The following is a 20,030-nucleotide window of genomic DNA, read 5'->3' as shown; positions in this document are numbered from 1 at the left end:
ATAAAGTTGTGGGCATGAGTCGACTGAAATGGCTGCTCCGCACCTCGTGGCCCTTCTACACAACATCGGTGCTGGCATCAAATATTTTAGGCGCCATAGCCACCACCCTTTTTGTTAGCATGCTGGTGCCACTGCCGGAGCTGTCACAGTTGAGCAGAACCATGGGATACCTTCCCACCGCGGTTTTTGGGTATTTAATACTTGCCACGGTTATTACCGCATTAGTGACCTTCCTATTGTTTAAACCCGTGCTCCGATGGCAGCGTAACCCCTCGGCATACGATCCGAACATGGTTCGCAATCTAGTCATGCGGCTTCCCATGCATCAGGCACTATTGTGCGCTTTTGCATGGCTTATAGGCATCGGGATTTTAACTGGTGTTGCCACAACGATCTCCTCTCGCCTCGCCCTCGTCATATGCTTATCGACGGCCCTCGGCGGCGCCGTCACCATAATGTTCACCTACCTTGAAGCACAGCGGCTTATACGCCCAGTAGCCGCAACAGCGCTTACCCGAGGAATAGACAACACAAGTCTCGAACCCCCACTCGAACATCGCCTTCGACTCACTTGGCTACTCACCACCGGAGCGCCCCTTATCGGCGTTATCCTTATGATCCTCGGACAACGAGCGCGCTACTTTACCGAAGATGCCACCGACATCCTCCCCGCAGTAATCGCACTAGCGTGCACAGCACTGTTGTCTGGCTACGTAGCCACAGCACTAGTCACTGCCAGCGTCACCGACCCAATCCGAGAACTCCACGAGGCTATTAACCAAGTACGCCGCGGCGAAAACAACACTGACGTCCAAATCTACGATGGCTCCGAAATTGGCATACTCCAAGCCGGCTTTAATGAAATGATGCGTGGCCTGCGAGAACAACAACGGGTACGCGACCTCTTTGGACGCTATGTCGGCGCCGAAGTAGCCCGAAGAGCTATGGAAGAACGCCCTACCCTCGGCGGCGAAGACCGAAAGGTAGGCGTCCTATTTGTAGACGTCATTGGCTCAACCACTTTCGCCGTCAACCACACCCCCGAAGAAGTAGTGGCCGAACTAAATAAGTTCTTCGAACACGTAGTTAGTGTTGTCCACCGACATAAAGGCATTATTAATAAGTTCCAAGGCGACGCCGCCCTCGCCATCTTTGGCGCCCCACTTCCTCTTACCGACGCCGCCGGACACGCCCTCGCCGCTGCCCGCGAACTCCGCCAAGAACTCAAAGGAATCGAACTCTCCTGCGGAATCGGAGTCGCTTGCGGACACGTCGTAGCCGGACACATCGGAGGCCACGCCCGATTCGAATACACCGTTATCGGTGACGCCGTAAACCAAGCCGCCCGACTCACCGAACTTGCCAAAGAAACCCCAGGCCAAGTCCTCACCACAGCCGCCACCCTCCGCGACGCTAACGAAGCTGAACAAGCGCGCTGGACCATCCTGAAATCCGTGGAACTGCGTGGCCGGAAAGAAATGACTCAGCTTGCCCGACCTGTTCGCCCTACTCTTGCCGATCGATCCTAAGGATTAACTGGAGTCCTCCGAGGCTCGGACCCTCTGGGGCTGGGATCCTCTGCGGAAGGTCTTACAACAGGCCTGTAGATGGGCCTTTGCAAAAGGCCTGGGGCAGGGCTTAGCAAGTTTGGGGCAGGCTTAGGGCAGGGCTTAGCCAGGCTTGAGGAAGGCTCGGGCAGGCAGATTTGTGTTGTGGGCTCCTGGTTTGAGGGTGCGAGCTGGGAAAATGTTCTGGTGGGTTGTGGGTGATGTGAAATTTGCCTTGCTGGGTGGTGGGGTGGGTCAGATCTGCCTGATATTTTGGGCTGGTGGGCTGAAAATCCAGGGCTTCCCGGGTGTTTGAGTTGGTTTCCTGGGGTATTAGCTGGTTTCCCGAGCCTTCGAGCCGCATTCCCTGCGGTTTGATAGGCGCACCCTATCGAACTAGCGATGTTTTCATCCCTACTGTCGCAGATTCCATAAAATCGCCTTTAAAAATGGAATTTGTGACAGCAAGCAACATTGCACACAACCGTTGACCTGGGGTTTGTCGCAGATTCCATAAAAACAGTGAAAAAAATGGAATTTGTGACAGGTTCCCTACCTATCGTGTCGCAGATTCCATAAAATCCGCCGAAAAAATGGAATCTGTGACAACACGCCCAACCAACGTCTGAAAAGACCAGGTCACCGGACGTGCACAACCAAACTACCAGCCACACACCAAAACCAGCCAGCCACAAACCCCACAAACCCTACCCTCGAACCTTAAACCAGCCAAACATTTACAAGACTCCCAAGTGATTGGCATAGTTTTTAGTCCCCTACATTTTGCAGGGGACTAGCTACTCACAACTCGGCCCAGGATAAGTCCAAGTAAGAATGTAAGGTTAGCCCACTATCCAGCTGTCTTCTTGGCCACGGTCTTTTTCGCCGCAGCTTTTTTCGCTCCCGCTTTCTTAGCAACAGCTTTCTTAGCAACAGCCTTTTTCGCCCCAGCCTTCTTCGCACGTGTTTTCTTAGCTGGGCTTGGGTTAGCTGCCTCTTTCGCCCTTCGCTCAGACAGGAGTTCACATGCCCGTGCATCGGTCATAGTTTCGGGAGTGTCGCCTTTTCTCAGGGATGCGTTGGTGACACCATCGGTAACATATGCGCCAAATCTGCCTTCCTTAACAACCATTGGTTTTCCGGAGACATCATTATTTCCAAGGGTTTTAAGCGGAGGTTGGCTTGGGGTATTGCCGCGGCGTTTCGGTTCTGTGTAAATGCGGCTTGCTTCTTCCAGGGTGATGGTGAAGATTTGGTTTTCATTCGCCAGGGACCTGGAGTCATTGCCTTTTTTCAGGTAGGGGCCATACCGGCCGTTTTGCGCGGTGATGGGTTGACCGTCGTTGGGGTCATTGCCCAGTTCCCGCGGGAGGGTGAGCAGTTGGAGGGCTTCGTCGAGGGTGACGGTACCGGGTTCCATCGTGCTAAAGAGCGAGGCAGTTTTGGGCTTGAGTGTTTCTTCGATTATCTGGTTGATTCGTTTTTCTTTTGCCGCAATGGCTGTTTTGGTTTCCCAGTTTTTGGCTCGTTTGCCCTCGGCGGCGCGTTGTGCATCTTCGGCGGCTCGTTCGTCGGCGACGATTTGTTCGGCGATTTTGCCGGTGCTTGCGCGTTCTTCGTCGGTAATGAGTTCTGTAACGTAGGGCCCGTAGCGGCCTTCTTTTGCTACGATCATGCGGCCGTTTTTGGGGTTAAGACCAAGTTCGCGGCCGCCTTGGGGGGTGGCAAAGAGTTTTTCGGCGACTTCGAGGGTTAGTTCGTCGGGAGTCATTGTGTCCGACAGGTTTGCGCGCTGGTGTTCTATTTCTCCGTTCTTATCGACGCCCACAGCCCGCTCAAGGTACGGACCATAACGGCCTACACGAACAAGGATTGGGCGGCCCTCGGCGTCGTCGAAAAGGTGGAGTGAATTGACAGTTCGGGCGTCGATTTGTTCGAGATTGTCTCCGACGAGGGCTTTTAGTCCGCCGAGACGTGCGACTGTCTCTGCCATTGCTGTAGAGGCGTCGGCGTTGCCGAAGTAGAAGCCTGTCAGCCAGGCAGTGCGGTCTTCATTGCCGGTGGCGATGTCGTCCAGTTCGTCTTCCATGGAGGAGGTGAAGTCGTAGTCCACGAGGGATGCAAAGTTTTGCTCCAGGAGTCCGACGACGGCAAAGGCAACCCATGTGGGTACGAGAGCATTGCCTCGGGAATAGACATATCCGCGGTCTTGGATAGTGCGGATAATGGAAGCGTAGGTGGAAGGGCGGCCAATGCCGAGATCTTCCATTTTTTTCACCAGGCTGGCTTCCGTATAGCGCGCTGGCGGGTTAGTGGTGTGTCCATCGGCCTTGATTTCATGGGCAGTGAGGTTATCGCCCTGAGTAAGCCTAGGGAGCCGTTTTTCGGCATTGTCGGCAAGGTCTTGGCCGTCAGCCTGTCGGGTAGTTTCCACATATGCCTTGAGGAATCCCGGAAAAGTGATGGTGCGGCCAGTAGCAGAGAATTCACATTGCTCACCGGTGGTTGCCGAACCGTGAATTGTAACTTTCATGGAAGTTCCACGGGCATCAGCCATTTGGGATGCCACAGTACGCTGCCAAATCAATTCATAGAGTTTGAATTCCTCAGCGTCGAGGGCGGCGTGGAGCTGACCGGGCGTCGAAAATGTTTCGCCGGCTGGGCGGATGGCTTCGTGAGCTTCCTGGGAATTCTTGACCTTGCGGTTGTACTGGCGCGGGGTTTCAGAAACATAGTCAGCGCCATACAACTCTTTCGCCTGAGCACGGGCTGCGCGAATACCTGATTCAGAAAGAGTCGTGGAATCCGTACGCATATAGGTAATATGGCCGTTTTCGTAGAGCCGCTGAGCAATACGCATAGTGCGCTCAGACGTGTAATGCAGTTTACGCCCGGCCTCCTGCTGGAGCGTCGAGGTCATAAAGGGGGCATAGGGCTTGCGGGTGTATGGCTTTTCTTCAACAGCGGCCACGGTCATAGTGGCGCCTTCCAGGGCGTCGGCAAGCTTACGGGCGGCTGCCACATGAAGCACCTTGGCCTTGGACACTAACTCACCACGATCATTGAAGTCACGGCCCACTGCAACACGGGCACCATCAATAGCCGTAAGCCTTGCTTGGAAACGGCGAGGATTATCGCCGTCAGCGGCACCAGTATCCAAAGCGGCAGTTAAATCCCAATACTCGGCAGGGACAAACGCCATGCGCTCTCGTTCACGCTCCACAATCACGCGCGTAGCCACCGACTGCACACGACCAGCCGAAAGGCGCGGCATTACCTTTTTCCACAGCACCGGGGAAACCTCATAACCGTAAAGACGGTCCAGAATCCGGCGGGTTTCCTGGGCATCAACAAGGTTTTTATCTAACTCGCGGGTATTTTCCGCAGCAGCCAGAATCGCAGGCTTGGTAATTTCATTAAACACCATGCGGCGAGCTGGAACCTTCGGCTTTAATACCTCAAGCAAATGCCAGGCAATAGCCTCACCCTCACGGTCCGGGTCTGTGGCCAGATATAGCTCGTCAACTTCCTTGAGTTTGGACTTAAGGTCCGTAACTTTCTTCTTCTTATCTGGACTCACCACATAGAGAGGCGCGAAACCATGCTCGGTATCCACACCAAGGCGTGCCCACTGCTCTTTTTTGTATTTTGCGGGCACATCGGCTGCGCCTCTGGGAAGGTCACGAATATGACCCACCGATGCTTCAACTATGTAATCGCCCCCCAAATAAGGCGCGATTTTTTTCGCCTTTGTTGCCGACTCGACAATCACAAGGCGTTTCTTCGCTGTAGCCACGGTGCCCTCTCGAATAGTTGTGTGCGTATTTTCGCTTACCGTACACAGTAATATATGGCTCCGCTGCGAAATTTCCTACCCGAACTAATCTTTTCCCAGCTCAGGGGCGAAGAAAGAAAAATGTCACTTAGTTAGTTTCCAACGCCCAACCGCGATTTGCCCCCCGCACAAAGACTAAAGATTCATTCGCCGCAATACGTCTCAACTCTGGCGCATTTTCCCCTTCGACAGGACACAAATCCACGCTTTTTCTATCCAAATGTATTGCGTCCATTGCGCCATTATCTGCAAACAAAACTAGAATATTTTCGTCTGCAGCCAGGCCGGTTTTTGGTACTCCAGAAACCTCTCGACCTGTCGCCTGCTCAATATATTCAGGGGTAGCATTTGGACATACAATGGCGTATTCCTCCCAATTCCCACCCGGCATTGCCAAAACACTGATTTCGGTGTCCCCGTCTTGGAGCCTGTCAAAAAGATAGGCTTCAGGCTCCGATGCGCACCCCGATACGCCTAAACCCACTGAAATAAGTACCGCCCCAATTCCAAAAGCCGTAATGGACTTAGGCTGAGCAACCATTGACTACTCCTTGACTATTTTCAGAAGCACGTGAGCACCAGCCTATATGCAAGACCAACACCATGATTAGCTTGCATACACCAAATCTCAAAGGCCCATTTTGCCAGCATGTTTCTAGGCTCACCGGGGAAAACACTAGCCACGTTTGGGGTTGAACCCGTCATACCACCAGAAACACAAAAACACCCGATTCCGATTTCCGGAACTTGGGTGTTTAAAAATACTTTGCACCGTTTACACGGTGGCCACCTTACAGGGCACGTACTTTTTGTGCCTGTGGCCCTTTTGCACCTTCTCCAATTTCAAACTCTACCTGCTGGTTCTCTTCCAATTTACGGAACCCGCTGCCCTCAATTTCGGAATAGTGGACAAAAACATCCGCCGAGCCATCAGCTGGGGCAATAAAACCAAAGCCTTTTTCGGTGTTAAACCACTTCACAGTTCCCTGTGCCATTTTTTCTTACCTTTTTCTTGCAATTCGGAATCGGTATTTTCACCTTTCGAAAACACCGGGCCGGTTTCGAAGCCCCCCTGTTTCATATTCCGAATGGGGATGAAACTAGGGCGCTCGCAAACTCAATCTCCTGCGAGCGCTTATTTGAAACACTGCGCGCAGAAACAGCGACCGCATCCCAGTGTGTCATGTTTAGCTCCCTCGCGATAGTGTTATTCACAAACTGGGAGGTACCTACCCTATTTTTAGTGGGGTATTTAGGAGGAAACTATGACTTTTGGCGAAGAACTCGTCGAAATTATGTCACGCCGATTCCCAGATGCTGATTGTACTTTTATTACTACATTGCCAGCGCGCAACCCAAAATTTGCGCCATGGCCAGAGTGGGTTCCCAAGGAATTTAAAAACCGCCTAGCAGAACAAGATATTCACCAATTATTCGAACATCAGGTCAATGCCGCTGAAGCTATTTGGCGCGGCGAAAATATCGTTATTGCAACTGGTACAAGCTCTGGAAAATCATTAGCATATCAACTCCCCATTGCTTCGACCTTGTTAGCTAACCCTAATATTTGCGCTTTATATATCACCCCTACTAAAGCGCTTGGCTCGGACCAGCTACATTCGGTGTCCAAATTGCTTCATGGCTTGGGGGTTTCACCAGCACCGTATGATGGCGACACCCCTACTGATGCGCGTTCCCATATCCGCGATACCTCACGATGGGTTTTTACTAACCCAGATATGCTTCACGCCGGGATTTTAACCAATCATGAGCGGTGGGGACGATTATTCCGCCACTTGCAATTTGTAATCGTGGATGAATGCCATGCCTATCGCGGAGTTTTTGGAGCTCATATTTCCTTGGTGCTTCGTAGGTTGCGGCGCATAGCAGCTCGATATGGTAGCACCCCGCAGTTTATCTTTGCTTCCGCTACTACATTTGATCCGGCAACACAGGCCAGCACACTTGCGGGCGTTACGGTTCGCGCATTTACAGAGGATACTTCTCCATCTGGCGAACGCACTGTGGCGTTGTGGGAACCAGGAGTTTTGGAGGATCTTGAGGGGGAGCATGGAGCGCCTGTTCGGCGGGGCGCAGGTGCGGAGGCTGCTCGTTTAATGGCTAGCGCTATTGCCGAAGGCGCCCGAACGCTTACGTTTGCGCGTTCTCGTAGACAAGCAGAAACTACCGCCTTGCGTTGCGCTGAGGAGCTTGCATTCTTAGGTAAATCGGAGTTTACACAGCGTATTGCAGCATATAGAGCTGGGTATTTGGCGGAAGATCGCCGCCGAATCGAGCAGCTGCTGGATAGTGGCGAACTATTGGGAGTAGCGGCAACCAGCGCTTTGGAGCTTGGGATTGATATTGGCGGTCTCGATGCTGTGATTACTGCTGGTTTTCCTGGCACGGTGGCGAGTTTTTGGCAACAGGCAGGACGCGCGGGGCGTCGTCAGCAGGGGTCACTGGTTGTACTTATTGCACGCGATGAGCCTATGGATCATTATTTGGTGCATCACCCCGAAGCACTTCTAGAACGCCCAATTGAACGCAGCGTATTTGACCCTACGAACCCTTATGTTTTACGTGGCCACCTAGTTGCGGCCGCATATGAACTCCCGCTTTCAACAGCGGATATTGAAATGTTTCAAGCACACAATGTGATTCCTGAGCTTGAGTCTGAAGGAATTTTACGACGCCGCGCTCGTGGCTGGTTTCCTGTTGGCGAACGGCTCCCAGTGGATTTGCGTGGCAGTGGTTCTGGCGAAGTCCTAATCGTCGATAGTACAGATGGTCGAGTCTTGGGCACCGTTGATGCCTCGCGTGCCCGCACCCAATTACACCCGGGCGCCGTGTATTTACATCAAGGCGAAACCTTCCTTGTTGATGAGTTAAATTTCGCCGACCAGCTAGCACTCGTGCATCCTGAAGATCCTGGCTATATTACCTTCGCACGAACCACTACAGACATTCGTATTTTGGAAACGATTGAGGTTACAAACCCGAGCCCTGGTTTTTGGGTGGCACAAGTCAATGTTGAGGTCACTGAGCATGTCATTGGGTATGTTTCAAAACTCTATGATGGCACACAATTGGACCTTGTTCCGCTTAATATGCCTGCTGAATCTCTTCAAACCCGCGCCGTTGCTTATACGGTTGATCCGGAGTGTCTTCAAGCGATGGGCATTCCAATGGCTTCTGTCCCTGGCGCACTTCATGCCGCCGAACATGCTGCTATTGGTATTTTGCCGCTCATTGCCACATGCGACCGCTGGGACATTGGGGGTGTTTCTACTGCATTACACCAGGACACTGGTTTGCCAACGGTATTTGTATATGACGGCCACCCCGGTGGTGCTGGCTTTGCAGAATGCGGATTTAAGAATTTTGCTGAGTGGATTCAGGCAACATTCGAGGTGGTATCTACCTGTCCGTGTGAGAGTGGTTGTCCCATGTGTATCCAATCGCCCAAGTGCGGCAATGGCAATAGCCCTTTGAGCAAAGAATATGCCATTGCCTTGCTAGGGGCGATGCATTCAGCACTGTAACCTATAGCGGCCCTGCCTTTGCTTTTGCTTGCGCAATACCAACCTGCACGATAATCATTACATCTTGGTTTTGCACATCACATTGCTGAATAGTGGCATGGTTGCGCTCCGCTACGTGGCGCGCAACTACACATGCCGATTCACCCGCTATGTTTGCGTGCGCCCCAGCCACAGCGGAAAGATCTGCCGCGTTTTGTGCTTGGTGGGTTTGTATAACATTGGCTGCTGCGGAACAAGCAACTCCTACCAAGCTGAGTATGACGACAATCATCCCGGCAGTGGTAATGGTTGCGTGGCCGTTATCGTTACCTAGTCGATTCAGTAGGTTCACTCGGTGCAGTAGGTTCATGATCTCGGTACTCCATTGGAAATACTGCTTGGGCATCGAATGTTTTCAACGGTCCATCAACTCTGGCGGTAGCAGTCACAAAAGTTCCATCATTGCTATATGTCACGTTTCCTCGGGGTGGCTGATATTCAACGCCGATTGCATAGGATCTTGCCGCTGCACCCGCTATATCTACTGCAGAGATATAGGCTGCCAGAGACGCAAGCGCGGCAACCGCCAAGCTACAAACTATGACTAGTGCGCCTAACCCAATCGCCGCTTCAATACTTGTTGAACCTTGATCGCCCCGAAGCTTGGTGCATCGCATTATGATGTGCTGGTCAGAGCATTAGAGATTATGTTTTCAAAGGCACTCACTACTGCGTCACCATTCACTACCGCATAGAGCACTGCAGCTAGTGCGGCCGCAGCTAGCGAGCCCATAGCGTATTCGATTGTTGTCATTCCGTCTTCTTCACGGAGTTTTGTGTTCCAGTTTTTCCAGAATTCCAAGGTTGATAGCGTATTCATGATTTTTTCCTTTCGGTGGTTGCTGTTATGGGATAAGTGTGAGCGCGAGGCTAATGACCGTTGGCGCTAGACCAAGAATGAAAAACGCTGGTAAAAAGCACATTGTGAGAGGCATCGCAATGAGCACCCCGGCGCGTTCAGCGGTTGCTGTGGCTTTATCCGTTACCTGGGCACGAATGTTTTCGGCTACGCGGTTGCATCCAGTAGTCATTGCTGCGCCGGAACGTTCAGAGATTCGCGCTAATGACGCGAGTTCTTCTAACCCTGCGATACCGTCTGCTGGTGCCCATGCTCGTTCGGCAGGTACACCAATGGCCAGTAAGGAGGCGATGGTGTGCCAGGTTTCAGTGTCAGTTATGCGAGCTACGGCGCTTGCGGCGTGTGCGGAGCTTAGCCCAGCACGAATACATGCGGCGAATAGATCGACGTCAGCGGCAGTTTCTAAAGTGATACCGGTTGGTGGTGCACGCCGCCGAGAGCGTTGTATTGGGTCGATTATTCGGGTAGTTGGTTTTGGTGGATGTAGGACTATTGCGCCAGCAAGGCATACAAGTGGTAGCACGCTCATAGTGCTGCCCTTTCTAAAATTGTTTGAGACCAGAGGAAGCCAGCGCAGGTTAATCCAACTCCAGTGGTCATGAGTATGCCGCCAAGGCTGGTGTGGAGTAGATATCCGACGGGGTCTGCACCCATTCCACTGCCAAGGAGCAATCCTGCAATGGGAAGGATTGCCAGTATTACGGCTGTGGCTTGCGGCCCCTGTAGCGCTGCGGTTGTGGCGGCGCGGTGCCTCAAGCGGGTGTCTATTCTGCGTTGCGTTTGTTCGAGGAGCTCTACAAGTGGGATGCCATGCTGCTCTGCCACACCCCAGACAAGCCCAATAGTTCCTAGGTCAGGGCAGGTTTCTTTTATGTCTATAAATGTTCCTGCTGCTGGTGCCCCACTTTGAGCGCGGCGGGCGGCGATATGCGCGGCGTCGATAAGCACTTGGGGAATGTTTTCGCGTTGTTTAAGGGCACCCGCTGCTGAATTTAACGCATGCGGCATTGCCGAACCCGCGCGCAGGTCACCTAATACAAAACCAATATATGTGCTGGTTGCGGCCGCAATCTCCGCGTTTCGACGCCGCGCCCGCACCCGGCGCAGTACAAGCCCCGCGCTACCAGCAACCATCAGTCCCGCCAGCACCATAGAAGGCGCTAGCCATACGAGTGAAGTCACTACGCACAGCAGGCCAACCACCAAAATATATTGTTTTCCTAGTCTTTCCTTTCCGAGTCTTTCAGCAGGTTTTGGAGAACCCAGCAGCAATAACGCAATGCCTGCTGCAGCAATACTGAACTTCATGGCAACCGCCTCATGTACTCAGTGAAACCTGGGCGCTGACCGCGATCAATATCCCAAATCGGATACACCTGTACAGGATTTCCAGTAAGCACACCAATTTGGTGTAATTGCCTGCCATGGGATGTTCGCCGCATGGAAACAACTATTTTTACAGCCGCACTTAATTGGGAATGCAGTGCTTTTCGATCCAAACCACCGAGTGCCGCTAAGGCTTCCATTCGTGCTGGTATTTCCCGCAAACTATTGGCGTGCACAGTGCCAGCTCCGCCATCATGTCCGGTGTTAAGTGCTGCCAATAAGTCAACAACTTCACCACCGCGAATTTCCCCAACAATGATCCTGTCTGGCCGCATTCGCAGCGCCTGGCGCAAGAGGTCTGTCATTGTGATTTCCCCATTGCCTTCTACATTTCGTGCACGCGACACTAAACTCACTACATGTGGGTGTGGGGGATGTAATTCTGCGGTGTCCTCAATACAGATAATCCGCTCAGTGTGCGGGACTTCTGCGAGCATTGCACCAAGGAGTGTTGTTTTTCCTGAACCAGTACCACCAACCACAAGAAATGATTGTCTAGCACGTATAATTCGGGATAGCACCGTCGCGCTTTCCTCACTCATTGTGCCGCGATCTACTAGCCCATTCAGTGTGGTTACTGCTTGCCGTAAAACCCTTAATGAAACACAGGTTCCTCCATCTGCTGGCGGACTCAGCAAAGCATGCACACGGATACTGCTGGAATCTGGCCGTTGGAGGCGCCCATCCGCAAAAGGCTGCGCATCATCAAGTCTGCGTCCACACGCTACTGCCAACCGTGTTGCTAGTTGCCTTACTTCCGCATCATTTTCAAATTGCAGATGAGCCCGCTCAAGCCCTTCTCCTCGGTCAAACCAAACTTCTTTCGGGCCATTGACCAATACGTCTGTTACGCCTGGTACTGCCAGTACTTGCTCTAAAATCCCTGCACCGTGAGAATCATTGCTAATCCTTCGGAGTACTCCTAAAACATCTTCATCACTAATTACCCCTGCTTCATCCCGAATGCATTGGGCAATAGCACTGGGATCATAGGCAGTTGAACTTTCTGCAAGTTTGCGTTGGACGCGTTCCACAAGCTCGATTGTTTTCATCGCAGGACCTCCAATACTGCCTGGGCTGCCTGACGCATCGGCCGCGGGATTCGCATTGGAAGCCCCTGCATATCTAGAAGTTTTGGAAGCCTGCTAATCGTTCCAAGTTCAGCAAGAACAGGCACCCCGCTAATGCGTTCAATATCCTGTGGTTCCAGCCCCGACCACTGAATATGCCGTCCAATTGCAACAATATCTACGTGTTTTGCTTTTAATTGTGCAGCGCAACGCGCAGCTGCGGCCGTTGGGCGTACTTGCGCAGGTACAACCAGAACTACAAGATCCAATAATGGCGCTAACTCGACGATTGTTGCTGGGCTGCAATCCACAATGGTGAGTTCTGCAATTCCTCGGAACGTTGTAATTGCTGCCGTATATTGCTCAGAACTATCCGAACCAACGCTGACGATATTAGAGCGTGCGGCGGAGAGTACTCTGATCCCATCTTTTGTTGCTGGCAAAGCTGCAAGTAAATTACTTGCAATATCATGGGCGCCTAGCTGCATATCACCCCATCGCGCACCAGGCACGTCTTCTACTCCAAATACTAAATCTAGGCCTCCTGACTCTGGATCAGCATCAATAACTACAGTGCTTACATATTCCGCAGCAATACGTGCGACAGCAGCGGCAAGCACACTCGCACCGGCGCCTCCAACTGCTGGGACAAAACCAATTACAGTGCCAGCATCTACAGCGCCGTCCTCTCTACCTAAGGTTTGTAAAAGCTCTGGGGCTTGGGCGGGAAGCAAAAAAGCCTGTTCAGCTTGGCACACCACTGCCATTTTCCAATCCGGCGGACCTGGATCGGGAGATACTAAAAACACCCGAGCCCGAGTGGACTTCGGAATTGCATGGGCAACTTTTGCACACACAAGAACGGCGGCACACCGATCCAGATGCCGGGGAATTTCTCGCGGGTCACAGGTATCCACGATTGGCCGCCCGGTAGCTGCTGCAATATGCATCGCTTCGGGATGAAGCACCGGGTCGGCCACGGCGACCAAAATTGGTTTATTGCTCATAACCCAGAGCTTTTCAGCAGGTAAGCGGATTGCTCAAGATCTGCTGCACGCCTCCTGTGAATAATCCACAAAAAAATATGTAAAGGATCACATTATTGATCTCGCTGTGGATAACCCTCCCTAAGAACTCCCCTATATAAGCCGTCATATGCTAAGGGCTCCTCACATATCAGGATTTAATTCTGCGTAATGAGAAGAATCACATTGTTGCTTTATTGTGGGCATAAGGGAAGGCCCGCGCCTCGGGGGGGTGAGCGCGGGCCTCCATCACCCGGCCTCGGGGGGGATGGACCGGGGCAGGCCGCTCAGTATATCGGGGCCTTGCACCACTAGTATGACAGAACTCTCTCACTTTGACAACCCCCCTTTATGCCTACACCCTATTCCACTTCTCACCTGCAGTTTCTTTGCTATACACTTGCCCCCATGAACTTCCGCGCCTCTCAACCCGCGGCGTTTTTTGATCTTGATAAAACGATCATTGCCCGCTCGTGTTCTTTCGCCTTTGGACGTGAGTTTCTCCACAATGGGCTAATTACTCCGGTGACTGCGCTACAGCTTTCATTGGCACAGACCCTCTATCGGATTGCTGGTCATTCAAGTGAACAAATGGATGCTACTCGGGATCAATTATTGTCCATGGTGACGGGTTGGGAAGTACAAACAGTGCGCAGAATTACCAATGAAACGCTGCAACAGGTGGTTTCGCCAACTATTTATGCGGAAGCAAAAGAGTTAATAGCGCACCATCAACGCCTTGGACATGATGTGGTTATTGTGTCTGCTTCGCCTCGCGATCTTGTGGAGCCTATTGCTCGTGAACTGGGGGTTTATCAGGTTGCGGCAAGCGAATTAGCGGTTCAAGATGGCCGCTATACGGGAGATGTTTTGTTTTATTGCAAGGGGGAGAATAAAGCGCAGGCTATTCGAGAATTCGCCGAAGTATACGGCTATGACCTCGAGCGGAGTTTTGCTTACTCCGACTCTGCCACTGATTTGCCAATGTTAGAAATAGTAGGCACAGCAGTAGCCGTAAACCCGGATCGCGGTTTGCGTCGGGTTGCGGTAGAGCAGGGTTGGGAAATTAAGGTTTTTAAAAACCCAGTGCCTTTACTTTCCCCACGTCACCGTTCCCGGGTGACGGTTCCTGCTCTAGTATTACTTGCGTGCGGGGTTGGTGCGTGGGCTTTCCACCGCAGCCCGCGCAATGCCTTCGGCTTCTTCCGCACCAGCAATCCAACCACGTAAATGTATTTTTAATAGTGGTTTTGGGTCGTTTGGATACTCTTTAATGGCTTGGAAATATTCCGTGCTGTGCCGATACCAGTAAGGTTCTGGTACACATAAACCTCTCGGATCCCATTCCATTTGCGCTGCAATGCGTGCCGACGCCCACCCTGCCACACCGCTGCGTTTCCCTAACGCTTCTCGCGCCACCAGCTCCCCGTGGATAATCCCAGGCATAAGCCCTGGGTGAAGGCTATTGCGAACAATGAGTTGGGCGAGCGTCGATAAACGCTCTGGGTGATTGGGTACACCCGCACCGCCAAGAAGAACATCGAGCCGCGCAAATACTTGCAACGGCGCACGGCGAAATGTGCGGATTGTGGAGTGCGCAACCTCAGGCGCCAATAGTGCATATGCGGCAATCGTGTGTTCTTCTGGTAGCCCCCACATTCGTGCTGCACTCCGTGCACCTCGAAGCGCCGCTTCTGATGTGGTCACCTCCACACGTCGAAGATTCACGGGGCGTCGATGTACCGCCGCAATGACTGATTGTGCCTGAGTAAGCAAGCCAGAAATCTCTGGATCTGCCAATATATCAGCCAAGGGATTCATAGCCACCACCTTAAAACCTGCCTATTACACGTACTACAACATGCGTAAAACGCATAAACATGGCACGATAAGACGTGACTGCTGTACAAATTCCTGGAGGATAACGAACCGTGAGCAATAAATCTGGCCTTTACACTGACGGCACCGAAAGCTTTAGCCCGCGTGTGAACGAGATTCCACTCTCAGATGCCGACTCTCGCTCGGGATCCCTCGGCACCCTAGTGAGCGATGCAACCGCTCAAATGTCGAACCTTTTCCGCGCGGAACTCGAATTAGCCAAGGCTGAAATCACCCAAGAAGCCAAAAAAGGTGCAGTTGGTGGCGGCCTCTTTGGCGTTGCAGGCACCGTCGCCTTGTATAGCTCGTTTTTCTTTTTCTTCTTCCTTGCCGAGCTCCTTGATCTATGGCTCCACCGCTGGGCAGCATTTTTGATCGTATTCCTATTTATGCTGGTCATTGCTGCAGTTTTAGCCCTGATTGGGTTTAAGAAAATCAAGAAGATCGGCCCACCAAAGAAAACAATCGAATCAGTAAATGATTTGAAAGAACTAGTCAGCGGCGACTCCCAAAAGAAGCTTGAATCCCGCGGAAGCGGCATGTACAGCTAGCGCCAACCCCGCCCCTTTGTTCCGCCCAACGTGCCACATCCAAATACGCTAGCTCTCCCGGGCCCCTACGAACACACATTCGTGCATACCAGGGGCCTTCGCTTGCACGCCGCCATTGCTGGTGACCCGATTTCACCACTAATTATCCTCCTTCACGGGAACACTAGCGGGTGGTTTGAATTCCAACATGTACTGCCACTACTTGCAGACGCTGGCTACCGCGCATGCGCAGTATCCTTACGCGGATATGGGCTCTCAGATCGCCCTCCCTCTGGCTATGAAATTCGCCATGCAGTCGGCGATATTTCAGGTACATTACGAGCACTCGGACACACTGATGCCGTGTTGATTGGCAATGGCACCGGAGGCGCCATTGCCTGGACACTCGCCGCAGCCCAACCCCACCGAGTACGCGCGCTAATCAGTATCAATGCCATCCACCCAACGGATCTTCGCCGCGCTATCGCGGCTCGTCCCTGGCTCTATACTTCAGAACTTGCGCGCTGGCCCGCCGAGCAAATACTGAGGCAGCCTTTTACAAAAGAAACATTTCCATCCCAAGATCCTGACTATAACCAGCGCGTCCAGAACTATCAGTACCTTTGCAATTACGCACAGCACCAAGACAAGGCCAAAGGAATTATTCTTAAAACCTCCCGCCTCGCCTACACGTGGGTGCCAAGCACTTGGTTTTCCGCCCGAGCAACAGCACCCGCGCTTATTTTGCACAATAACCAGCCGCGCTGGAAACACCTTGTACGCCGCGCCGCAACTCGAACTTTGGGTGAACTTTCGTCCTTACAGATCCCAGGCGCATTCCCTGAGACAACGCAGCTTCCGCATTTGGAAAACCCCAACGAATTTGTTGAGGTCATCCAACGATATATAACCAGTGTCGAATCCTTATAACCCCAGATCGTAAAGACTTTTACTTAGCCACGCATGTTTGGGTATCCACAGCTGATGTGAGTTTTTGCAGTGGTCCAATTTTCTGCTGTACTTCAGCGCTTGTAAGTACATAACCAGTATCAGTGTCATCGATTGCAGCGCCGAATACTACCCCTAGGACCTGACCTTCCAGATCAACCATTGGGCCACCAGAGTTTCCCTGTCTAATACTTCCACGAACCGTATAGGCTTGCCGCTGTGTCATACCACTGGCATAAATATTTGGGCCATTTACTGTTATTTCTTCACGGACGCGTGCAGGGGCCGCCTCAAACGGCCCGGATTGCGGGAAACCCATCACAATGCTGTCTTGGCCAGTTTTGGCGGGTTCTGAAGCCCACTGCAACGAATTAAGCCCTAGATCGGGGCTTCGCAACACTGCAATATCTTCTGCGGGGTCAAAAAAGACAACTTCAGCGGAGCGTACACCAATAACGGTATCCAGACGTACTGTATCTGCACCTGCAACTACATGGGCATTGGTAATTACATAATCCTTATCGATCACAAACCCCGAACCCATTAATCGGCGGCTACATTGCGTAGCGTCTGACATTACATGGATCACACTTGGCCGAAGGCGTTCTACCAATGCTACATCTTGCACTTGGATGTCTGGTGCTTCCACTTCCACACCGTTTGGTTGGTAGAACGGGGAGATCAGCGGCGGCAAACCAGATTCGCTTAACATGGCCGCAATGCGGGCTGGCACATTATCCAGGAAGGTTGGCATAAAGCCATCAACAAAGCTCAATGCCTTTGAACTGCGAATTTCAGCAGACATGCGCTCAGGAACGCTAGTGGCTAACGGTATTGCCAATAGCCATACAACAACAAGAGTGGCAAATGCTTGAAAGACTGATCCAACCGCAGAATCTACTCGCTGAAAACTTTTCAGTGGCATCCCATTACGTAATGCGCTGCCCGCGATTCCACCGACCATATTTCCTATGCCAAGGAAGAAAATCATGATGCCAATGGCCAATAAGAATCGAAGCGCGGTATGTGTGGTGTAGCCCATAGCAAAAGGTGCTATAGACGCACCAATAATTAGACCCGCAATGACTCCAACGGTGCTCAGCACTGAAGTAAGGGCACCTTGTCGCCATCCGCTGATCAGGGCAAAAATCACAAAGAGGAAGATTGCAATATCAACAATCATTTACACTGTCCTCTCGTTGTTTCGTGATGCTGCCAACGTCTCCTGAAGATTGTGCACGGTCTTTTTATCCCAGGGCTCTTCCCAGCCTGCCTGATGCAACGCCGCCGAAAGCAATCCTCCAGTAAAACCCCAGATCACATAGTCGTTGATCCGGAATGCTGGCCCAGTCCAATTGCCCCATCCAACCATAAAACGGTTTTTCGGATCAATAAGACTCAATACTGGGACGTCGAATACTTCGTCGGCTTCTTCTGGCCGCACTACTCCTACTGGAGTGCGAGTATGCCAATGCCCCACAATTGGGTATACCGGATATCCCGTTGCGCGAATATGCACTTCATCTAGTTGTGCCAGTGGGGTGACACTACGTCGGTCCAGCCCGGTTTCTTCCCAAGCTTCCCGCAATGCACAGTCAACTGGATTAGTGTCTGAAGCATCCAACCGACCGCCAGGAAACGCCACTTGGCCGGAGTGAGAACGCAGCGAAGGTGAACGATGCGTAAGCAGAACCGCGGCGTCGTTAGGCAATGTTGCGGAAGTTTCAGTGCCCGCAAAAAGCACCAATACCGCTGCTTGGCGGCTGCGATCTGCAGGGGTATGTCCACGTTGCTGCTTTGTGAGGGTTGTATGCAATCTGCCGGAATGGACGGTATCAACAAGACGACGCATCCACACGGGTGCCTTCTCTGGGCGCAGGTCAGTATTGTGGCCGGGGATGTCGGTCATTGTAGGGACTCCTCCACTGCGCGCTCGAGCTCACGAACATCTTTAAACACTTTCGCCTCTACTGCGGCGGTGGTTCCATCCTCCTGAAGTATCACAGTAACAGGCACCACCCCCGGTAACCCGAGGGTACCCGCGAAAGTTCCATTGCTGTCTTGATATGAAGGCATATCAATGCCCAGATCATTCAACATTGCAGCGCCATTAGCGGCCTGAGCATCGGCATGCACACCAACAACATGGTACTCCGGATGCAAGTTTGCGAACTCTTGGATAACGGGCAGTTCTTCGCGGCACGGTTCACACCACCAGGCCCATACATTTACCACTGTCACCTTTTGTGGTGCTGGTTTTTCCACCCCTCCCAAACACGGGAGGTCCACCGGAATCTGCCCAATACAATCTGGCCGTTCCTCAACGCTTGTCGACGACCCCTTCGCCTCCGTCCCATCCTCGCTTCGGTTTACCGTGCGCAGCATTATCGGGACAGCGGCAAGTATGCAAATAGTCAGTACGATAGCGCCAATGACAGACCACTTAGCGCTCTGAGCCATGTTCCACTCCAGCTAATTCCAATAAAAACTCACGGTCATCCCCTTTTACCAGCTTTGCAGCCGTCACGGGGTCCGCGGGACCAGCGTAGCCGAAACTCGGGCATTCACGAGCAATAAAACACGCTCCACACGCAGCTTTTCTACTGTGGCAAATACGACGTCCAAGAAAAATCACCCGGTGAGAAAACATTGTCCATTCTTTGCGCTCAATCAACGATGCAATGTCCTCTTCAACCTTAAGCGGATCTTCATGTGCAGATAGTCCTAGCCGCCGAACAATTCGCCCAAAATGGGTATCCACAGTCAACCCTGGAATATTAAAAGCATTCCCAAGCACTACATTCGCCGTTTTTCTGCCCACACCGGGTAATCGCACTAAATCCGCCAATCGTGGTGGCACTTCCCCATTGAACTCTGATTCCAGTATTTTGCCCATCCCTATCAGGTTCCTAGCTTTGGCACGATAGAAACCCGTCGGACGTATATATTCTTCAAGTTCTTCCGGATTAGCAAAGGCATAATCTGCAGCAGTTTGGTAACGATCAAACAACGCTGGAGTAACTTGGTTTACCCGCACATCCGTGCATTGTGCACTCAGCACCGTTGCGACAGTAAGCTCCAAAGCGTTTGAAAAATCCAGCTCACAATGCGCATTTGAAAATCCAATTGCGAGCTTGCGGTTGATTCGACGCGCTCGCCGAACCTTTGCAAGCCTAGATTCTTCCTGTGATTTTTCACGCTTTGTCATATTCGTAACTGTAATAGCTCCCTCAACTCAGTCTAGGATTAGCACTATGACAGCAGCTCTTTCACTTCTTGCCCCAGTATTGTTCGCCGTATTCGCCATCCAAATGGAACGTTTTGAGTCCTACTGCACCCGCAAGCCTCAAGAAGTTCCTGTCGAAGTG

At 52.1% G+C, this 20,030-nt stretch carries 20 protein-coding genes; 5 read left to right on the top strand and 15 right to left on the bottom strand.

Features of this window, described 5'->3' with window-relative positions:
* The first annotated feature begins 14 nt into the window (after window positions 1-14).
* Complete coding sequence (locus CFREI_RS00890; RefSeq protein ID WP_027011681.1) at window positions 15-1,529, top strand: adenylate/guanylate cyclase domain-containing protein; 1,515 nt, start codon at window positions 15-17, stop codon at window positions 1,527-1,529.
* Between the two features lie 868 nt (window positions 1,530-2,397).
* Here CFREI_RS00890 and topA read toward each other — a convergent pair.
* The 3 genes from topA to CFREI_RS00875 all read right to left on the bottom strand — a co-directional run bounded on the left by topA (window position 2,398) and on the right by CFREI_RS00875 (window position 6,377).
* Entirely contained in the window at window positions 2,398-5,343 is a 2,946-nt protein-coding gene (topA, locus tag CFREI_RS00885) for a type I DNA topoisomerase (protein ID WP_169719126.1), read from the bottom strand.
* Window positions 5,344-5,470: 127 nt separating this feature from the next.
* Window positions 5,471-5,923, bottom strand: coding sequence for a hypothetical protein (locus CFREI_RS00880; protein WP_027011680.1), 453 nt, complete (start codon window positions 5,921-5,923; stop codon window positions 5,471-5,473).
* A gap of 250 nt (window positions 5,924-6,173) precedes the next feature.
* A complete protein-coding gene (locus CFREI_RS00875; protein WP_027011679.1) occupies window positions 6,174-6,377 on the bottom strand; it encodes a cold-shock protein in 204 nt (67 codons plus the stop codon).
* 270 nt (window positions 6,378-6,647) lie between these two features.
* Between CFREI_RS00875 and CFREI_RS00870 the strand changes: the two genes are divergently transcribed.
* Window positions 6,648-8,927, top strand: coding sequence for a DEAD/DEAH box helicase (locus CFREI_RS00870; protein ID WP_027011678.1), 2,280 nt, complete (start codon window positions 6,648-6,650; stop codon window positions 8,925-8,927).
* 1 nt (window position 8,928) lies between these two features.
* Here the strand turns inward: CFREI_RS00870 and CFREI_RS00865 are convergent, their stop codons facing one another.
* The 7 genes from CFREI_RS00865 to ssd are packed head-to-tail and all read right to left on the bottom strand — an operon-like array spanning window position 8,929 to window position 13,288.
* Window positions 8,929-9,276, bottom strand: coding sequence for an Rv3654c family TadE-like protein (locus CFREI_RS00865; protein ID WP_169719125.1), 348 nt, complete (start codon window positions 9,274-9,276; stop codon window positions 8,929-8,931).
* A complete protein-coding gene (locus CFREI_RS00860; RefSeq protein ID WP_051255769.1) occupies window positions 9,233-9,583 on the bottom strand; it encodes a hypothetical protein in 351 nt (116 codons plus the stop codon). Before CFREI_RS00860 ends, CFREI_RS00865 begins: the two co-directional genes overlap by 44 nt.
* Complete coding sequence (locus CFREI_RS00855; RefSeq protein WP_051255768.1) at window positions 9,583-9,786, bottom strand: DUF4244 domain-containing protein; 204 nt, start codon at window positions 9,784-9,786, stop codon at window positions 9,583-9,585. Before CFREI_RS00855 ends, CFREI_RS00860 begins: the two co-directional genes overlap by 1 nt.
* 25 nt (window positions 9,787-9,811) lie before the next feature.
* Window positions 9,812-10,354 carry a type II secretion system F family protein gene (locus CFREI_RS00850; protein WP_035111284.1) on the bottom strand — a complete coding sequence of 181 codons (543 nt, stop codon included), beginning with the start codon at window positions 10,352-10,354 and terminating at the stop codon, window positions 9,812-9,814.
* Window positions 10,351-11,133 carry a type II secretion system F family protein gene (locus CFREI_RS00845; protein ID WP_051255767.1) on the bottom strand — a complete coding sequence of 261 codons (783 nt, stop codon included), beginning with the start codon at window positions 11,131-11,133 and terminating at the stop codon, window positions 10,351-10,353. The genes CFREI_RS00850 and CFREI_RS00845 overlap by 4 nt, the downstream gene beginning before the upstream one ends.
* Window positions 11,130-12,263, bottom strand: coding sequence for a TadA family conjugal transfer-associated ATPase (locus tag CFREI_RS00840; protein ID WP_027011673.1), 1,134 nt, complete (start codon window positions 12,261-12,263; stop codon window positions 11,130-11,132). Before CFREI_RS00840 ends, CFREI_RS00845 begins: the two co-directional genes overlap by 4 nt.
* Window positions 12,260-13,288, bottom strand: coding sequence for a septum site-determining protein Ssd (gene ssd / locus CFREI_RS00835; RefSeq protein WP_027011672.1), 1,029 nt, complete (start codon window positions 13,286-13,288; stop codon window positions 12,260-12,262). Before ssd ends, CFREI_RS00840 begins: the two co-directional genes overlap by 4 nt.
* 426 nt (window positions 13,289-13,714) lie before the next feature.
* Between ssd and CFREI_RS00830 the strand changes: the two genes are divergently transcribed.
* Entirely contained in the window at window positions 13,715-14,536 is an 822-nt protein-coding gene (locus CFREI_RS00830; protein WP_084170693.1) for an HAD family hydrolase, read from the top strand.
* Here the strand turns inward: CFREI_RS00830 and CFREI_RS00825 are convergent.
* Window positions 14,447-15,127 carry a hypothetical protein gene (locus CFREI_RS00825; RefSeq protein WP_035111282.1) on the bottom strand — a complete coding sequence of 227 codons (681 nt, stop codon included), beginning with the start codon at window positions 15,125-15,127 and terminating at the stop codon, window positions 14,447-14,449. The genes CFREI_RS00830 and CFREI_RS00825 overlap by 90 nt on opposite strands.
* A 110-nt stretch (window positions 15,128-15,237) precedes the next feature.
* On the opposite strand from CFREI_RS00825, the gene CFREI_RS00820 reads away from it, so the two are divergent.
* Both CFREI_RS00820 and CFREI_RS00815 read left to right on the top strand, forming a co-directional pair.
* On the top strand, window positions 15,238-15,735 hold the full coding sequence (locus CFREI_RS00820) for a phage holin family protein (RefSeq protein WP_027011671.1): 498 nt from the start codon (window positions 15,238-15,240) through the stop codon (window positions 15,733-15,735).
* 81 nt (window positions 15,736-15,816) lie between these two features.
* Window positions 15,817-16,644 (top strand): alpha/beta fold hydrolase, encoded by an 828-nt coding sequence (locus tag CFREI_RS00815; protein ID WP_169719124.1) that lies wholly within the window; start codon window positions 15,817-15,819, stop codon window positions 16,642-16,644.
* Between the two features lie 19 nt (window positions 16,645-16,663).
* On the opposite strand, the gene CFREI_RS00810 is transcribed toward CFREI_RS00815, so the two are convergent.
* Genes CFREI_RS00810 through nth form a run of 4 tightly spaced genes read right to left on the bottom strand, consistent with a single transcriptional unit; the run spans window position 16,664 to window position 19,870 of the window.
* Window positions 16,664-17,845, bottom strand: coding sequence for a MarP family serine protease (locus tag CFREI_RS00810; protein ID WP_027011669.1), 1,182 nt, complete (start codon window positions 17,843-17,845; stop codon window positions 16,664-16,666).
* Window positions 17,846-18,571: an NUDIX hydrolase gene (locus CFREI_RS00805; protein ID WP_027011668.1), complete on the bottom strand. Its 726-nt coding sequence runs from the start codon at window positions 18,569-18,571 to the stop codon at window positions 17,846-17,848.
* Window positions 18,568-19,122 carry a TlpA family protein disulfide reductase gene (locus CFREI_RS00800; RefSeq protein ID WP_027011667.1) on the bottom strand — a complete coding sequence of 185 codons (555 nt, stop codon included), beginning with the start codon at window positions 19,120-19,122 and terminating at the stop codon, window positions 18,568-18,570. Before CFREI_RS00800 ends, CFREI_RS00805 begins: the two co-directional genes overlap by 4 nt.
* Entirely contained in the window at window positions 19,106-19,870 is a 765-nt protein-coding gene (nth, locus tag CFREI_RS00795; protein ID WP_027011666.1) for an endonuclease III, read from the bottom strand. Before nth ends, CFREI_RS00800 begins: the two co-directional genes overlap by 17 nt.
* Window positions 19,871-20,030 lie beyond the last annotated feature (160 nt).

The organism is Corynebacterium freiburgense (assembly GCF_030408815.1).
GTDB classification, from domain to species: Bacteria; Actinomycetota; Actinomycetes; order Mycobacteriales; family Mycobacteriaceae; genus Corynebacterium; species Corynebacterium freiburgense.
This window is presented reverse-complemented; position numbering and strand designations above follow the sequence as displayed.

What these genes read in the sequence shown, in the direction of transcription:
- CFREI_RS00890 (WP_027011681.1), top strand. Translation starts at nt 15, where the DNA reads ATGAGTCGACTGAAATGGCTGCTCCGCACCTCGTGGCCCTTCTACACA.
- CFREI_RS00880 (WP_027011680.1), bottom strand. Translation starts at nt 5,923, where the DNA reads ATGGTTGCTCAGCCTAAGTCCATTACGGCTTTTGGAATTGGGGCGGTA.
- CFREI_RS00875 (WP_027011679.1), bottom strand. Translation starts at nt 6,377, where the DNA reads ATGGCACAGGGAACTGTGAAGTGGTTTAACACCGAAAAAGGCTTTGGT.
- CFREI_RS00870 (WP_027011678.1), top strand. Translation starts at nt 6,648, where the DNA reads ATGACTTTTGGCGAAGAACTCGTCGAAATTATGTCACGCCGATTCCCA.
- CFREI_RS00865 (WP_169719125.1), bottom strand. Translation starts at nt 9,276, where the DNA reads ATGAACCTACTGCACCGAGTGAACCTACTGAATCGACTAGGTAACGAT.
- CFREI_RS00860 (WP_051255769.1), bottom strand. Translation starts at nt 9,583, where the DNA reads ATGCGATGCACCAAGCTTCGGGGCGATCAAGGTTCAACAAGTATTGAA.
- CFREI_RS00855 (WP_051255768.1), bottom strand. Translation starts at nt 9,786, where the DNA reads ATGAATACGCTATCAACCTTGGAATTCTGGAAAAACTGGAACACAAAA.
- CFREI_RS00850 (WP_035111284.1), bottom strand. Translation starts at nt 10,354, where the DNA reads ATGAGCGTGCTACCACTTGTATGCCTTGCTGGCGCAATAGTCCTACAT.
- CFREI_RS00845 (WP_051255767.1), bottom strand. Translation starts at nt 11,133, where the DNA reads ATGAAGTTCAGTATTGCTGCAGCAGGCATTGCGTTATTGCTGCTGGGT.
- CFREI_RS00840 (WP_027011673.1), bottom strand. Translation starts at nt 12,263, where the DNA reads ATGAAAACAATCGAGCTTGTGGAACGCGTCCAACGCAAACTTGCAGAA.
- ssd (WP_027011672.1), bottom strand. Translation starts at nt 13,288, where the DNA reads ATGAGCAATAAACCAATTTTGGTCGCCGTGGCCGACCCGGTGCTTCAT.
- CFREI_RS00830 (WP_084170693.1), top strand. Translation starts at nt 13,715, where the DNA reads ATGAACTTCCGCGCCTCTCAACCCGCGGCGTTTTTTGATCTTGATAAA.
- CFREI_RS00825 (WP_035111282.1), bottom strand. Translation starts at nt 15,127, where the DNA reads ATGAATCCCTTGGCTGATATATTGGCAGATCCAGAGATTTCTGGCTTG.
- CFREI_RS00810 (WP_027011669.1), bottom strand. Translation starts at nt 17,845, where the DNA reads ATGATTGTTGATATTGCAATCTTCCTCTTTGTGATTTTTGCCCTGATC.
- CFREI_RS00805 (WP_027011668.1), bottom strand. Translation starts at nt 18,571, where the DNA reads ATGACCGACATCCCCGGCCACAATACTGACCTGCGCCCAGAGAAGGCA.
- CFREI_RS00800 (WP_027011667.1), bottom strand. Translation starts at nt 19,122, where the DNA reads ATGGCTCAGAGCGCTAAGTGGTCTGTCATTGGCGCTATCGTACTGACT.
- nth (WP_027011666.1), bottom strand. Translation starts at nt 19,870, where the DNA reads ATGACAAAGCGTGAAAAATCACAGGAAGAATCTAGGCTTGCAAAGGTT.